Origin of the sequence: Streptomyces sp. NPDC004610 (genome assembly GCF_040609715.1) — a bacterium.
Lineage (GTDB): Bacteria > Actinomycetota > Actinomycetes > Streptomycetales > Streptomycetaceae > Streptomyces.
Map to the genome: position 1 here is coordinate 122,876 of NZ_JBEXLA010000006.1, position 14,331 is coordinate 137,206.

12 protein-coding genes and 1 riboswitch are annotated in these 14,331 nt (G+C 70.8%); of the genes, 7 read left to right on the forward strand and 5 right to left on the reverse strand.

The genetic code is table 11. From position 1 onward, the window contains the following. Positions 1–114: 114 nt before the first annotated feature. Positions 115–1,488, forward strand: a complete 1,374-nt coding sequence (locus ABZX40_RS08585) for an Ig-like domain-containing protein (protein WP_355736428.1) — start codon at positions 115–117, stop codon at positions 1,486–1,488. Between the two features lie 79 nt (positions 1,489–1,567). Here ABZX40_RS08585 and ABZX40_RS08590 read toward each other — a convergent pair whose 3' ends face one another. Further along, positions 1,568–1,969: a hypothetical protein gene (locus ABZX40_RS08590; RefSeq protein ID WP_355736431.1), complete on the reverse strand. Its 402-nt coding sequence runs from the start codon at positions 1,967–1,969 to the stop codon at positions 1,568–1,570. A gap of 216 nt (positions 1,970–2,185) precedes the next feature. Here ABZX40_RS08590 and ABZX40_RS08595 point away from each other — a divergent pair, with 216 nt between their 5' ends. From ABZX40_RS08595 to ABZX40_RS08620, 6 genes are all read left to right on the forward strand, one after another. Further along, positions 2,186–2,806 carry a heme-copper oxidase subunit III gene (locus tag ABZX40_RS08595; protein ID WP_355736434.1) on the forward strand — a complete coding sequence of 207 codons (621 nt, stop codon included), beginning with the start codon at positions 2,186–2,188 and terminating at the stop codon, positions 2,804–2,806. A gap of 77 nt (positions 2,807–2,883) precedes the next feature. After that, complete coding sequence (locus tag ABZX40_RS08600; RefSeq protein WP_355736437.1) at positions 2,884–3,696, forward strand: c-type cytochrome; 813 nt, start codon at positions 2,884–2,886, stop codon at positions 3,694–3,696. Further along, complete coding sequence (locus ABZX40_RS08605; RefSeq protein WP_355736440.1) at positions 3,693–4,745, forward strand: Rieske 2Fe-2S domain-containing protein; 1,053 nt, start codon at positions 3,693–3,695, stop codon at positions 4,743–4,745. The genes ABZX40_RS08600 and ABZX40_RS08605 overlap by 4 nt, the downstream gene beginning before the upstream one ends. After that, complete coding sequence (locus tag ABZX40_RS08610; RefSeq protein WP_355736443.1) at positions 4,742–6,391, forward strand: cytochrome bc complex cytochrome b subunit; 1,650 nt, start codon at positions 4,742–4,744, stop codon at positions 6,389–6,391. Before ABZX40_RS08605 ends, ABZX40_RS08610 begins: the two co-directional genes overlap by 4 nt. A 272-nt stretch (positions 6,392–6,663) precedes the next feature. Next, on the forward strand, positions 6,664–7,728 hold the full coding sequence (gene trpD / locus ABZX40_RS08615) for an anthranilate phosphoribosyltransferase (RefSeq protein ID WP_355736444.1): 1,065 nt from the start codon (positions 6,664–6,666) through the stop codon (positions 7,726–7,728). A 130-nt stretch (positions 7,729–7,858) separates the two neighbouring features. Then, a riboswitch (SAM riboswitch) is annotated at positions 7,859–7,975 on the forward strand. Between the two features lie 41 nt (positions 7,976–8,016). Further along, positions 8,017–9,375 (forward strand): aminotransferase class V-fold PLP-dependent enzyme, encoded by a 1,359-nt coding sequence (locus ABZX40_RS08620; RefSeq protein WP_355736447.1) that lies wholly within the window; start codon positions 8,017–8,019, stop codon positions 9,373–9,375. Here ABZX40_RS08620 and ABZX40_RS08625 read toward each other — a convergent pair. The 4 genes from ABZX40_RS08625 to ABZX40_RS08640 all read right to left on the reverse strand — a co-directional run bounded on the left by ABZX40_RS08625 (position 9,330) and on the right by ABZX40_RS08640 (position 14,294). Next, the gene (locus ABZX40_RS08625; RefSeq protein WP_355736450.1) at positions 9,330–10,523 is read right to left on the reverse strand and encodes a glycerate kinase; all 1,194 of its coding nucleotides are present in this window, start codon (positions 10,521–10,523) and stop codon (positions 9,330–9,332) included. The genes ABZX40_RS08620 and ABZX40_RS08625 overlap by 46 nt on opposite strands. Positions 10,524–10,715: 192 nt before the next feature. Beyond that, positions 10,716–12,128 (reverse strand): SLC13 family permease, encoded by a 1,413-nt coding sequence (locus tag ABZX40_RS08630; protein WP_355736453.1) that lies wholly within the window; start codon positions 12,126–12,128, stop codon positions 10,716–10,718. A gap of 101 nt (positions 12,129–12,229) precedes the next feature. Further along, positions 12,230–12,892, reverse strand: a complete 663-nt coding sequence (locus tag ABZX40_RS08635) for a response regulator transcription factor (RefSeq protein ID WP_355736455.1) — start codon at positions 12,890–12,892, stop codon at positions 12,230–12,232. A 37-nt stretch (positions 12,893–12,929) separates the two neighbouring features. Beyond that, positions 12,930–14,294 carry a HAMP domain-containing sensor histidine kinase gene (locus tag ABZX40_RS08640; RefSeq protein WP_355736809.1) on the reverse strand — a complete coding sequence of 455 codons (1,365 nt, stop codon included), beginning with the start codon at positions 14,292–14,294 and terminating at the stop codon, positions 12,930–12,932. Positions 14,295–14,331: the final 37 nt, after the last annotated feature.

Sequence of the window (14,331 nt, forward strand, 5' to 3'; positions counted from 1 at the left end):
CGCAGAGCCCGGACACTCCGTCAGGAGGGTCCGGGCTCGCGCGTTTGCCGCACTCCGTCCCCCGCACGGCTCACTGAACGCGCCGGACCGGCCGAGGCTTCCTAGCGTGAAGCCATGAGCACCTCTCCGCGCACCCGTACCGTCGTCAGCTGCACGCTGCTGGTGATGGCCCTCGGCGTGACCGTCACCGCCTGCGGCAGCGACGGCAACCCGCTCGCGGCCACGCCGTACGACGCTGCGGACCACGTCTCCTTCCAGGGCGCCACCACCGACGCCACCGCCGAGCCCGCCAAGGCGGGCAAGGGCACGACCGAATCCCCCGGCGCCCAGCCCGCCGGGCAGAAGCAGAAGCCCGGCGAGAAGGCCAAGCCGGGCGAGAAGCCCGAGCCGCAGCTCGCCGACCCCTCCAAACCGCTGGACGTCACCGCCGAGGGCGGCAGCCGGATCACCGACGTCACCGCCGTGGACGGCGCGGGGCGCTATCTCGCGGGCGAACTCTCGGCCGACGGCCGCCGCTGGCACAGCACCTCCCCGCTGGCCGCCGACGCCCGCTACACGGTCCGGGTGAGCACCGAGAACGAGGACGGCAAGCCCGGCCGCCGCACCCACTCCTTCGACACGGGCAAACCCCGCACCCAGAAGCGTCTGGACGTCATCTTCGGCCCGGACTCCGGGGACTACGGCGTCGGCCAGCCCGTCGTCGCCGAGCTGAGCGAGCCGGTCGCGGACAAGGCCCAGCGGCGGATCGTGGAGCGTGGACTGAAGGTCACCGCCAAGCCCGGGGTGGAGGGCGCCTGGCACTGGGTGAACGACCAGGAGCTGCACTACCGGGCCAAGGAGTTCTGGCCCTCCAACGCCACCATCAACGTCCGCAGCAACCTCAACGGCATCAAGATCAACGACCGGCTGTGGGGTGGCAAGGCCGACCCGCTGAAGCTCACCACCCGGGACAAGCTGGTCGCCGTCGCGGACGCCGGGGCGCACTGGATGACCGTCTACCGCAACGACGAAGAGATCATGTCGATGCCGGTCACCACCGGCAAACCGGGCTACGAGACCCGCAACGGCGTCAAGGTGGTGCTCGGCCAGGAGTACTTCGTCCGGATGCGCGGCAGCAGCGTCGGCATCTCCGCCAGCTCCTCGGAGGGCTACAACCTGCCGGTCTACTGGGCCACCCGGGTGACCTGGAGCGGCGAGTACGTGCACGCCGCGCCCTGGTCCATCAGCGACCACGGCGTCCGCAACGTCAGCCACGGCTGCGTCGGGATGAGCACCGGCAACGCCGCCTGGTTCTTCGAGAACTTCGGCGAGGGCGATGTCGTCGAGGTCGTCAACTCATGGGGCGACTCGATGGAGCCGTTCGGCAACGGCTTCGGCGACTGGAACCTCGACTGGAAGGACTGGCGCACCGGCAGCGCCCTCCTGGGCGGCACCCCCGAGGGCCCGAAACCGGAGGACGCCCTGCGCCTGAGGCCGGAGCAGGCGTAAGGGCTTTCAGGGGCGCGGGGAACTGCGCGATCAGCCACAGCTTCCCCGCACCCGCCCGATCAGGCGACGGCCCCGCCCCTCAAGCGCTCTGCAACTTCCGATTCCGCAGCAGCGACGCCAGCGCGGAGGCGAACTCCACCGGCTCCACCGGCAGGGTCACCGCCGCGTCCGCCCGCGACCACGTCGCCAGCCACGCGTCCTGGGGCCGCCCCATCAGCAGCAGCACCGGCGGCGCCTCGAAGATCTCGTCCTTGAGCTGCCGGCACAGCCCCATGCCCCCCATGGGCACGGCCTCGCCGTCCAGCACGGCCACATCGATCCCGCCCCTGTCCAGCTCCTCCAGTACCGCCGCGGGCGTCGCGCACTCCAGGAACCGCACCGGTGGCACATCCGGCGCCGGCCGCCGGCCCGCGGCGAGCCGCACCTGCGCGCGGGTGGTGGAGTCGTCGCTGTAGACCAGCACGGTGGCGGTCGGCTGCATGCTTCCTCCGTGACTTCGGCGTGACCACGGGCGGCGGTGCCCGATGCCGCGGATGCTACTCCTTCCCCCACCCCGTCGACACCGGTGGGAACACCCCTTTGATCACCCGGCGAACCCCCGATGACGGCCGAACGATCGGCCATCCGGGCAGTACACACGCTGCGAACACTCCGAACGGCACCCCCCGGAGTGAGGGCGGGATAAGCGACCGACATAATGTCGGTCGTGGCGACAGCAACGACAGTAGAAACCGGGCACGCGCACCCGTCGGTCAATCGGCCGAACCTCACCAGCGTCGGAACCATCATCTGGTTGAGTTCCGAGCTGATGTTCTTCGCGGCCCTCTTCGCGATGTACTTCACCCTGCGATCGGTGACCGGCGCCGAATTCTGGACGGAGAAGGCTGACACCCTCAACTTCCCGTTCTCGGCCGCCAACACCACGATCCTGGTGCTCTCCTCCCTCACCTGTCAGCTCGGCGTGTTCGCCGCCGAGCGCGGTGATGTGAAGAAGCTCCGGATGTGGTTCATCGTCACCTTCATCATGGGTGCCGTCTTCATCGGCGGTCAGGTCACCGAGTACACCGAGCTGGTCAAGCACTACGGCCTCTCGCTCTCGTCCGACGCCTACGGCTCGGTCTTCTACCTGACCACCGGCTTCCACGGACTGCATGTGGCGGGCGGACTGATCGCCTTCCTGCTGGTCCTGGCCCGCACCTACGCGGCTCGGAGGTTCACCCATGAGCAGGCGACCGCGGCCATCGTCGTGTCCTACTACTGGCACTTCGTCGATGTCGTCTGGATCGGCCTCTTCGCCACGATCTACATGATCAAGTAGCCGGGCCCGTGCCCGGCGCACGCACCCGCATTCCAGAAGCAGCATCGACGCAGAAGATCCTGACACCGGGGTAATCCGTGAAAAAGCTCTCCGTACGACGACGCCATCCGCTGGCGGCGGTCGTCGTCCTACTCCTCGCGCTGGCGGCCACTGGGGGGCTGTACGCCACGTTCGCGCCCGCGGACAAGGCGCAGGCCGATACGACCGCCCAGTCCCTCGCCATCGAAGAGGGCAAGAAGCTCTACGCCGTCGGCTGCGCCAGCTGCCACGGCACCGGCGGTCAGGGCACCACCGACGGCCCCAGCCTGGTCGGGGTGGGGGCCGCGGCCGTCGACTTCCAGGTCGCCACCGGCCGGATGCCGGCCGCCACCTCGCAGGGCGTCCAGGTACCGAAGAAGAAGAACATCTACTCGCAGGCCGAGATCGACCAGCTCGCCGCGTACATCGCCTCCTTCGGCGCCGGCCCCGAGGTCCCGACCGAGGAGCAGTACGGGCCCCAGGGCGCGGACATCGCCGAGGGCGGGGAGCTGTTCCGCAACAACTGCGCGCAGTGCCACAACTTCACCGGCAAGGGCGGTGCCCTGACCAAGGGCAAGTACGCGCCGCCGCTGGACGACGTCGACCCCAAGCACATCTACGAGGCCATGCAGACCGGCCCGCAGAACATGCCGTCGTTCCCGGACACCACGCTGACGGAGCAGAACAAGAAGGACATCATCGCCTACCTCGACGCGGTCAACAGCTCCGACACCGAGAACCCGGGCGGTATGTCGCTGGGCGGTCTCGGACCGGTCGTCGAGGGCCTCTTCGCGTGGATCTTCGGCCTCGGCGCGCTGATCGCGGTCGCCGTCTGGGTCGCCGCTCGGACCGCAAAGGCCAAGAAGTCATGAGTAGCCAAGACATTCCAGAAGAGCACCTGCCGGCCGAGGCCGAGCACCACGCGCCCGCCGTGGCGGACGAGCAGAACCCGTTCGCCGACCCGGGCCTGCCCCCCCACGAGCCGCGTGTCCAGGACATCGACGAGCGGGCCGCCAAGCGCTCCGAGCGCGCGGTCGCCTTTCTCTTCACCCTGTCGATGCTGGCCACCGTCGGCTTCATCGCCTCCTATGTGGCGATCCCGAAGGAAAAGTCGATCTTCGTCTTTCCGATCGGGCACATCAACGCGCTGAACTTCGCCCTCGGGCTCACCCTCGGCGGCGCGCTGTTCCTGATCGGCGCGGGCGCGGTCCACTGGGCCCGCACCCTGATGTCGGACCACGAGATCGCCGACGAGCGGCACCCGATCGCGGCGGAGCCCGAGGTCAAGGCCAAGGTCCTGGCCGACTTCAAGCAGGGCGCCAAGGAATCCGCGCTCGGCCGCCGCAAGCTGCTCCGCAACACCATGTTCGGCGCGATGGCCCTCTTCCCGCTCTCCGGTGTGGTCCTGCTGCGCGACCTCGGCCCGCTGCCCGAGGACAAGCTCCGCCACACCCTGTGGAAGCGGGGCAAGCTCCTCGTCAACATGAACACCGACGAGCCGCTGCGTCCCTCGGACGTGGCCGTCGGCTCGCTCACGTTCTGCAAGCCCGAGGGCCTGGAGGAGCACGACCACGGCTTCCAGAACGAGATCGCCAAGGCCGCCCTGATGATCGTCCGCATCCAGCCGGACGACATCAAGGACGCCCGCGAGCTGGAGTGGTCGCACGACGGGATCGTGGCGTACTCCAAGATCTGCACCCACGTCGGCTGCCCGATCTCGCTGTACGAGCAGCAGACGCACCACGTGCTGTGCCCCTGCCACCAGTCCACCTTCGACCTCTCCGACGGTGCCCGGGTGATCTTCGGCCCCGCCGGTCACGCCCTGCCGCAGCTGCGCATCGGCGTGAACGACGAGGGCTACCTTGAGGCGCTCGGCGACTTCGAAGAGCCCGTCGGTCCTGCATTCTGGGAGCGCGGATGAGCACTACGAGTTCCACGACGACCACCGAGAACGAGGCCAGGCGGGGCAAGGCCCCCGCGGGCGAGCGCGTCGCCGACTGGGCGGACGGCCGGCTGGGGATCTACTCCCTGGCCAAGGCCAACATGCGCAAGATCTTCCCCGACCACTGGTCGTTCATGCTGGGTGAGATCTGCCTCTACAGCTTCATCATCATCATCCTGACCGGTGTCTATCTGACGCTGTTCTTCCAGCCGTCGATGGCCGAGGTCGAGTACCACGGCTCGTATGTGCCGCTCCAGGGACAGCTGATGTCCCAGGCGTTCGAGTCGACCATGCACATCTCCTTCGATGTGCGCGGCGGACTGCTCATCCGGCAGATCCACCACTGGGCGGCACTGATCTTCCTGGCCGGCATGTTCGTGCACATGATGCGCGTGTTCTTCACGGGCGCGTTCCGCAAGCCGCGTGAGATCAACTGGCTGTTCGGGTTCCTGCTCTTCGTCCTCGGCATGTTCACCGGTTTCACCGGCTACTCGCTCCCGGACGACCTGCTCTCCGGCACCGGTGTCCGCTTCACCCAGGGCGCGATCCTGGCCACGCCGATCGTCGGCACCTACATCTCGTTCTTCCTCTTCGGCGGGGAGTTCCCGGGGACCGACTTCGTCGCCCGGTTCTACTCGATCCACATCCTGCTGCTGCCGGGCATCATGCTCGGTCTGGTGGTCGCCCATCTGATCCTGGTCTTCTACCACAAGCACACGCAGTTCGCGGGCCCCGGAAAGACCAACAAGAACGTCGTCGGCATGCCGCTGCTGCCGGTCTACATGGCCAAGGCCGGAGGCTTCTTCTTCCTGGTCTTCGGTGTCATCGCGGCCATCGCGGCGATCGCGCAGATCAACCCGATCTGGGTGCTCGGCCCCTACCGGCCCGACATGGTGTCCACGGGCGCCCAGCCGGACTGGTACATGGGCTTCGCCGAGGGTCTGATCCGGTTCTTCCCCGGCTGGGAAGTGAACTTCTGGGGCCACACCCTGGTCCTCGGCGTGTTCATCCCGCTGGTGCTGTTCGGTGTGGTGCTGATGGCCATCGCGGTCTATCCGTTCATCGAGTCCTGGATCACCGGCGACAAGCGCGAGCACCACATCCTGGACCGTCCGCGCAACGCCCCGACGCGCACCGCGTTCGGCGTCGCCTGGATCACGATGTACATGATCACGCTGGTCGGTGGTGGCAACGACCTGTGGGCCACCCACTTCCAGCTGTCGATCAACGCGGTCACCTGGTTCGTCCGGATCGGGTTCTTCGCCGGACCGGTCATCGCGTTCATCATCACCAAGCGGATCTGCCTCGGCCTCCAGCGCCGGGACCGGGAGAAGGTGCTGCACGGCCGGGAGACCGGCACGATCAAGCGCCTGCCGCACGGTGAGTTCATCGAGGTCCATGAGCCGCTCAGCCAGGAGCAGCTGCACACCCTCACCGCGCACGAGCAGTACGAGCCGGCCCAGGTCGGCGCGGCGACCGACGAGAACGGCGTCGCCCGCAAGGTGAAGGCCCCGGACAAGCTCCGCGCCAAGCTCAGCAAGGCGTACTACGGGGAGGACTCCCAGATCACCAAGCCGACCGTCGAGGAGTACAAGGAGATCACGAGCGGCCACGGCCACCACTGATCGCCTCCGGCGCCACCGGCAACACATGCAGTACGTGCCACACCCGCGTCGCCACAGCCGAGGGCCCCGTTCCGGACACCGGAGCGGGGCCCTCGGCCTGTCCGTCGTGGGGTTCCGCGTGGGTCCCTCGCGGGGTCCCGCGCCGGGTCCGTCCGCCGGGTCCGTTGGGTGGACGGGGGGCGGGCGGCCGGGCCCGGCTGGATAGGGTGGACCCGCATCGAACAGACCCGTCCCCGCCCCTCCCGGCGCGGGACCACACCCAGGAGCGGCTTATGAGCGCTGTGCACCCCGCTGGAGGCGACACCGCGGCGGCCCGCTCCTGGCCCGACGTCCTGAACGCGCTGCTCTCCGGCCGTGACCAGAGCGCCGAGGACACCGCCTGGGCGATGGACCGCATCATGAGCGGCGAGGCGACCGACGCCCAGATCGCCGGGTTCGCGGTCGCCCTGCGAGCCAAGGGCGAGACCGTCGAGGAGATCACCGGCCTGGTCCGGACGATGTACGCGCACGCCAAGGTGATCGAGGTGCCCGGCCGCACGGTCGACATCGTCGGCACCGGCGGCGACGGCGCCAAGACCGTCAACATCTCCACGATGGCCTCCATCGTCGTCGCCGGGACCGGTGCCACGGTCGTCAAGCACGGCAACCGGGCCGCGTCCTCCGCGTCCGGCGCCTCCGACGTCCTGGAGAAGCTCGGGGTCAATCTGGAACTGACCCCGGCCCGGGTCGCCGAGGTCGCCCAGGAGGCCGGGATCACCTTCTGCTTCGCGATCAAGTTCCACCCCGCCCTGCGGTACGCCGGCGCGGCGCGCGGGCAGCTCGGGATCCGGACGGTGTTCAACATCCTCGGCCCCCTCACCAACCCGGCGAGGGTGCGCGCGCAGGCCGTCGGGGTCGCCGATCCCCGGATGTCGCCGGTGGTCGCCGGGGTCTTCGCCGAGCGGGGCAACTCCTCGCTGGTGTTCCGGGGGGACGACGGGCTCGACGAGCTGACCGTCACCTCGACGTCCCGGGTATGGGTGGTACGGGACGGGAAGGTTACGGAGGAGACCTTCGATCCCCGGGATGTGGGGATCGAACTGGTGCCGGTGGAGGCGCTGCGGGGCGGGGATCCCTCGTTCAACGCGGGGGTGGCGTTGCGGGTGCTGGAAGGGGAGCGGGGGGCCGTGCGGGACGCGGTGGTGCTGAACGCGGCGGCTGCGCTGGTGGCTCTTGAGCCGACGTCTGCTCCGCTGGTGGAGCAGATTCGGGTGGGGATGGAGAAGGCGGCGGCGGCGATTGACTCCGGGGCGGCGAGGGCTGTGCTGGAGCGGTGGGTGGCTGCGAGTAATTCGTAGCCGGTCGGGTGCGGGTGGGTGGGGGCTGGTCGCGCAGTTCTCCGCGCCCCTAGAAGCCTTGCGGCTCCCCTCGGTTCAGGATCTGGGGGGAGTTGCGCTTTCTTCGATCGGTCGCGTAGGTTTTCGAGCAGGTCATGAGTGACAGCCATCAGGCCCCGGCCGGCTGTCCGGCAACCCTCCGTCCGTGGCGGGGTGCCCCGGGTGAAGACCAGGCCGTAGGCAGCGAGGTCTGCGGCAAGCGCGGACCCCTCGCGTCACCAGGGGTCCTGGTCGTCGAGGAGTGGGCCCATGTCCGTCGCCACCACCACCGCCGTTTGCGAGCCGCTGCCGGTTCTCGGCCGGGACGTCACCGTGCCGCTCGTCACCGGGGGCGAGGTCACCTACGCCGCGCTCGACTACGCCGCCAGCGCACCCGCGCTCCAGCGGGTGTGGGACGACGTCGCCGCGTACGCGCCCTACTACGGCAGCGTGCACCGGGGGGCCGGGTATCTCTCGCAGCTGTCGACCGATCTGTTCGAGAACGCCCGCGCCACCGTCGCCGCCTTCCTCGGGTGCCGGGAGGGTGACCAGGTGGTGTTCACCCGGTCCACCACCGACTCGCTCAATCTGCTCGCCGCCGCGCTGCCCGACGGCTGCCAGGTCTTCGTCTTCGAGACCGAGCACCACGCCTCCCTGCTGCCCTGGAAGGACGCCCGCGTCACCTACCTGGACGCCCCGCGCACCCCGGCCCAGGCCGTCGAGACCCTGGAGCGGGCCCTCGCCGCCCGGGACCCGCACGGCCCCGCCCTGGTCTGTGTCACCGGCGCCTCCAATGTCACCGGCGAGCTGTGGCCGGTACGGGAGCTGACCGCCGCCGCCCACGCCCACGGCGCCCGGATCGTCCTGGACGCCGCCCAGCTCGCCCCGCACCACCCCGTCTCGCTCACCGACCTGGACGTCGACTGGGTCGCCTTCTCCGGCCACAAGCTGTACGCCCCCTTCGGCTCCGGCGTCCTGGCCGGCCGCGCCGACTGGCTGACCGCCGCCGAGCCCTACCTCGCCGGTGGCGGCGCCAGCCGCAAGGTCACCCGGCGCGAGGACGGGGGAGTGGACGTCGAGTGGCACGACAGCGCCGCCCGCCACGAGGCCGGGTCGCCCAACGTCATCGGCGCCTACTCCATCGCCTCCGCCTGCGCCGCCCTCACCGAGGCCGGGTTCGACACCCTCGTCGCCCGTGAGCGGCACCTCATCGACACCGTACGGGCCGGGCTGGCCGGGATCCCCGAGGTGCGGGTGCTGTCGCTGTTCGGGGACGACGCCCCCCGCGTCGGGGTGATCTCCTTCGTCGTCGACGGCTGGAACAGCTCCCACTTCGCCGCCGCGCTCTCCGCCGAGTACGGCATCGGCGTCCGCGACGGGCTGTTCTGCGCCCACCCGCTGGTGCGCACCCTGCTCGGCAGCGACCCGCAGTCCCAGGGCGAGTGCGGCGCCCCGGAGGCCGCGCCCGGCGAGAAGTCCCTCAACGCCATCCGGGTCAGTTTTGGCGCCGGCACCCCCGACGAGCACATCGAGCGCTTCGTCCGCGCCGTGGGCGAACTGGTCGCCGACGGCGCCCGCTGGAACTACCGCACGGTCGACGGCCGCTGCGTCCCCGACACCTCCGCCTGAACCGGCAGCCGGGCCCCCAGCACCACCATCCGCAGCGCCCGCTCGGTGGCGTCGGTGAGCAGCTCCGCCGCCCGCACCAGCGCCTCCGCCAGCGCCATCGGGGCGGGCATGATGCCATGGCAGGCGTCCACGCCCGGTACGTCACCGGCACCCTTGCCGAGGGTGCCGGCCAGCGCCAGCACGGGACGGCCGGAGAGCTTGGCGCGGCGGGCCACCTCGCCCGGCACCTTGCCGCGCCGGGTCTGCTCGTCGAGGGCGCCCTCGGCGGTCAGCACCAGATCGGCGCGGGCGAGACGGGCGTCCAGGTCGAGATGGTCCAGCAGCACCTCGAAGCGCGGCAGCAGCCGGGCCCCCAGCGCCGCCAGCCCGGCCCCGAGCCCGCCCGAGGCGCCGGTGCCCGCCCCGGACCGCAGATCGACCGTGCCCGGCCCGAGATCGCGGCGCAGCAGATACGCCCAGCGCTCCAGCCCCTCCGACAGCCGCTCGACCTGCGCCGGGGTGGCCCCCTTCTGCGGCCCGAACACCCGGGCCACGCCCCGCTCCCCGCACAGCACGTTGTACGGGTTGCAGGCGACCAGGATCTCGGTCCGGGCCAGCCGGGGATCCAGCCCCCGCCCGTCGATCCGGTGGAGCCGCACCAACTCCCCGCCACCGGGCGCCAGCTCGAACCCATCGGCGTCCAGCAGCCGCGCTCCGAGCGCCTGGAGCGCGCCCGCGCCCCCGTCCGAGGTCCCCGAGTCCCCGCAGCCGACGACGATCCGCTCCACCCCGATGTCCAGCGCGGCCCGGATCAGCTCGCCCACCCCGTAGGTCGTCGTGGCCCCCGGGTCCCGCAGACTGGCCGGCACCAGCGACAGCCCGGCGACGGCCGCCATCTCCACGACGGCGGTACGCCCGGAGTCCAGCAGCGCGAAATGGGTGCCGACGCTCTCCCCGAGCGGCCCGGTGGCCGACAGCGCGACCAGCCGCCCACCGCCCGCCGAGGCCAGCGCGCGAGCGGTCCCCTCCCCACCGTCCACCAGCGGAATCAGATCCACCTCGGCCTCCGGCAACACCCGCCGCACCCCGGCCCCGATGGCCTCGGCAGCGGCCTGAGCGGACAACGACTCCTTGAACCCACTGGGGGCAACAGCAATACGGGAGAGCATCAGAGGGCTCCTCAGAGATAGGGGGAAGGGGGAACGCCCGTCTTTCACGGGGGCGGTCCCTGGTCGACAGGGGGAGGGGCAGCGCCCCGTCTTTCAGGGGCGCGGGGCTGTGTTGATATGCGGCTCCGCCGCGTGGGCGCGACCAGCCATAACGAACTCGCAGCCGCGCACAGCAGGTCCACGAACGGAGTGTTATCGCAACGGCACCCCCATCACCGGCCACACCACCACCGCGAACACCAGCACCAACACCGCGGTCAACGGCGCCAGAAACGCCGAAAGCCTCAGCAGATCCCGGGGCGTGTACGTGGCAACCCCCGGTACCTCCGCGAACAACGCGACCGGCTTCGCCGACGCCGGAAGCGTGTGGCAGAACCCCGCCGCCGCCGTCGACGCCAACGCCGCCGCGACCGGATTCACCCCCACCCCCACCGCCGCCGCCACCACCAGCGGCACCAGCACGGACGACCGCGCCGACCGCGACTGAAGCACCAGATGCGCCGCCGTGCTGATCGCGATCACCGCCGCGAGGAACACCTCCGGCCCCACCCCCGTCGGCAGCCCGGACACCAGCCACTTCGCCGCGCCCGAGTCGGACAGCGCGACCCCCATCGCCATGGTCGCCGCCATGAACAGCAACAGAGACCACGGCACGGTCTTCAGCGCGTCCTTCAGCCTCACCGTGCCGATCGCCGGTGAGGCGGCCACCACCGCGCCGATCAGCGCGACCAGCGCCGGCGGCACCTGGTGCAGCGGCTCGCTGCACCACAGCAGCACCACCGTCGCCAGCAGCAGCGCGCAGCGCGACTCGGCGGGGGACCAGGGCCCGGTGACGGGCTCCTCGGTGTGCTGCTGGATGTCCGCCGCGCTGATCTCCACCGGCAGTTTCCGGTCCGCCCGCCGGGTCGTCGTCAGCAGCACCACCTCCGCCGCCAGATGCGAGGAGACCACGGCCAGCGGCAGCCCGATCAGCAGCCACTCGGTGAACCCGACCCGCTCCCCGGTCGACTCCCACAGCACCGACACCGTGATCAGATGGGCGCCCGCGCCGATCAGGGTGGCCACCGCCGACAGCAGGATGACCGTCGGGAACAGCAGCGCCAGCATCACCACCAGCCGCCGGTGCTCGGACAGCGCCTTGGCCAGCGCCAGGAACACCGGCAGGGCGAGCGCGGCCCGCCCGGAGGTGGCCGGGACGGCGAACGCGGTGACGACCAGCGCGGCGGTGGTCAGATGGGTGAGCTGCCGTACGCTGCGCGCCCCGCCGACCAGAAAGGCCGCCGCCCGCCCCGCCAGCCCGGTCCGGGCCACCGCCGCCGCGAGGACGAACGCGCAGATCAGCAGCCAGACGGTGGAGTCACCGAGGGTGCCGAAGAAGGTGTCGCTGCTGATGACCCCGGTCACGGTCAGCGCCAGTCCGGCGCCGAGGGCGATATAGGTGTCGTCGATCGGGGTGGCGATCCAGGCGCAGGTCGCCAGGGCGAAGACGGCGAGGGTGAGACGGGCGGTGCCGGACAGGCCGGGGAAGGTGCCGGGGACCGCCAGCACGGCGCACAGCGACAGCGCCAGGCACAGGCCCACGGTCAGTCGGAGGTTCAGGGTCACGCCATCGAGCGTTCACGCGGGCGGTGAGCCCTTGATGAGCCGTCGATGAAAGAGACTTCATGCTCGCTGGTGAGGGGCGCCCGGCGGATGCTCCCCGGGGGTCACACCGGCAACCGGTACCCCATGCCCCGTACCGTCTCCACCCGTTCGGCGCCCAGCTTCTTGCGCAGGGCCCGGACATAGACGTCCACGATGTTCGACCCGGGGTCGAAGTCGTAGCCCCAGACATGGGAGAGGATCTGTTCGCGGGAGAGCACCTGGCCGGGGTGGCGCAGGAACAGTTCCAGCAGGACGAATTCACGGGCCGTCAGATCGACCGTGCGCTCCCCGGAGCGGGCCCGGCGGGTGCGCAGGTCCAGGGTGAGCGAGCCGGACTTCAGCACGGTCACCTCCGGCGCCCTGGCCGCCGTCCGCAGCCGCAGCCGGACCCGGGCGAGGAGTTCCTCGAAGCGGAACGGCTTGGTCATCCAGTCGTCGGCGCCGCCCTCCAGACCGGCCACGGTGTCCCGGACGGAGTCGCGGGCGGTGAGCACGATGACGGGGGTGGTCACCCGGGCCTCGCGCAGTTCGCGCAGCACGGTGAAGCCGTCGCGGCCGGGCAGCCCGATGTCCAGGACGACGAGGTCGAAACCGCCGGTGAGGGCGTACTCGTAGCCCGCCTCCCCGTCGCCGACGACGGTGGTGGTGAAGCCGTTGGCGCGCAGGCCCTTCTCGACGAAGGAGGCGATGCGCTCCTCGTCCTCCACGATGAGGATCCGGTTCATTCGGGGGGCCTCCCTCCGGGCGGGACGCGGCATGGCTTCATGGGCGGGTCTCCTCCAGGGTGAGGACGAAGGTGGCGCCGCCGCCGTCCGTCTCGTGCAGCCCGACCCGGCCGCCGTGCGCCTCCGCTATGGCCCGCACGATGGACAGGCCGAGCCCGGCGCCGGAGCCCCGGGTGCCGCGGCGGGCGGTGCCGCGCCGGAAGCGCTCGAAGATGACGTCGACGTCCTGCGGGCGCACCCCGGTGCCCGAGTCGGCGACATACAGCTGGACGCGGGCCCCGTCGGTGCGGGAGCCGATGCTGATGCGCTTGCCGGGGCCGGTGTGCTGCACCGCGTTCTGGGCGAGCTGGACCATGGCCTGGGTGATGCGCTGCGGATCGAGCCGGACCTCGGCGTCGGCGACCTCGGCGAGCTGCCAGTCGCGTTCGCCGAGCGCGCGGGCCTTGACATAGACATCGGCGGTGAGTTCGGCGAGCTGGACCGGCTCGGGGGTGACGAAGTCGGGGCGTTCGGCCTTGGCGAGCAGCAGCAGGTCCTCCACGATCCGGCTCATCCGGTCGAGTTCGTCGGTGACGAGGCGGACGGTCTCCTCGCGTTCGGCCGGGTCGTCTCCCATGACTTCCAGATGGCCGCGCACGATGGTGATCGGGGTGCGCAGTTCGTGCCCGGCGTCGTCCACGAACTCGCGCTGGGCGGCGAAGGCCCGCTCCAGGCGGTCCAGCATGTCGTTGAAGGTCTCGGCGAGGGCGGCTATGTCGTCCCGGCCGTGGACCGGTATCCGCCGGGTGAGGTCCTGCTCGGTGAGCTGGGCGGCGGCGGCCCGGACCAGCCGTACGGGCTGAAGTATGCGTCCGGCGACGACCCACCCTATGCCGGTGGTCATCAGCAGGGCGACGCCGGAGATGGCCAGCAGGATGCGGAAGACCTCGTCGGCGCGTTCGTACTCGCGCTGCGGGTGGAAGGCGACGACGAAGGCGGCCTCCGGCTCACCGCCGTAGGGGGCGATCTCCACCTTGGCCCAGCGGATCTTCCCGGCCGGGCGCTCCACCGTGCCGGTGGTGTCGTCCGAGCCGAAGATCTCCCGGCGGGCGTCGGCGTCCTGGTGCAGCGGCAGCGCGGCCGGGATCTCCCGCTGCTGGATGATCTTCGCCGGGTCCGGGCCGCGGCTCGCCACCAGCCCGATCAGCTCCTCGTCGGCGTCGGCGTGCTGGCGCTCCAGGAACACCCGCAGCAGCCGGGTCGCGTCGGTGAAGGGCTGTCCGCCGGCCGGGTCGACGCCGCGCTCCTCGAACTGGGTGAACTCCACCGCCTCCTGGGCCAGCAGATCCGCGATCCGCTGATCGGTGTCGCGCAGCAGGATGGTCCGTACGGTCGTGGCGACCGAGCCGAAGGCCACGGTCATCACCAGCAGCAGCCACAGCAGGATGCGGACCCGGGCG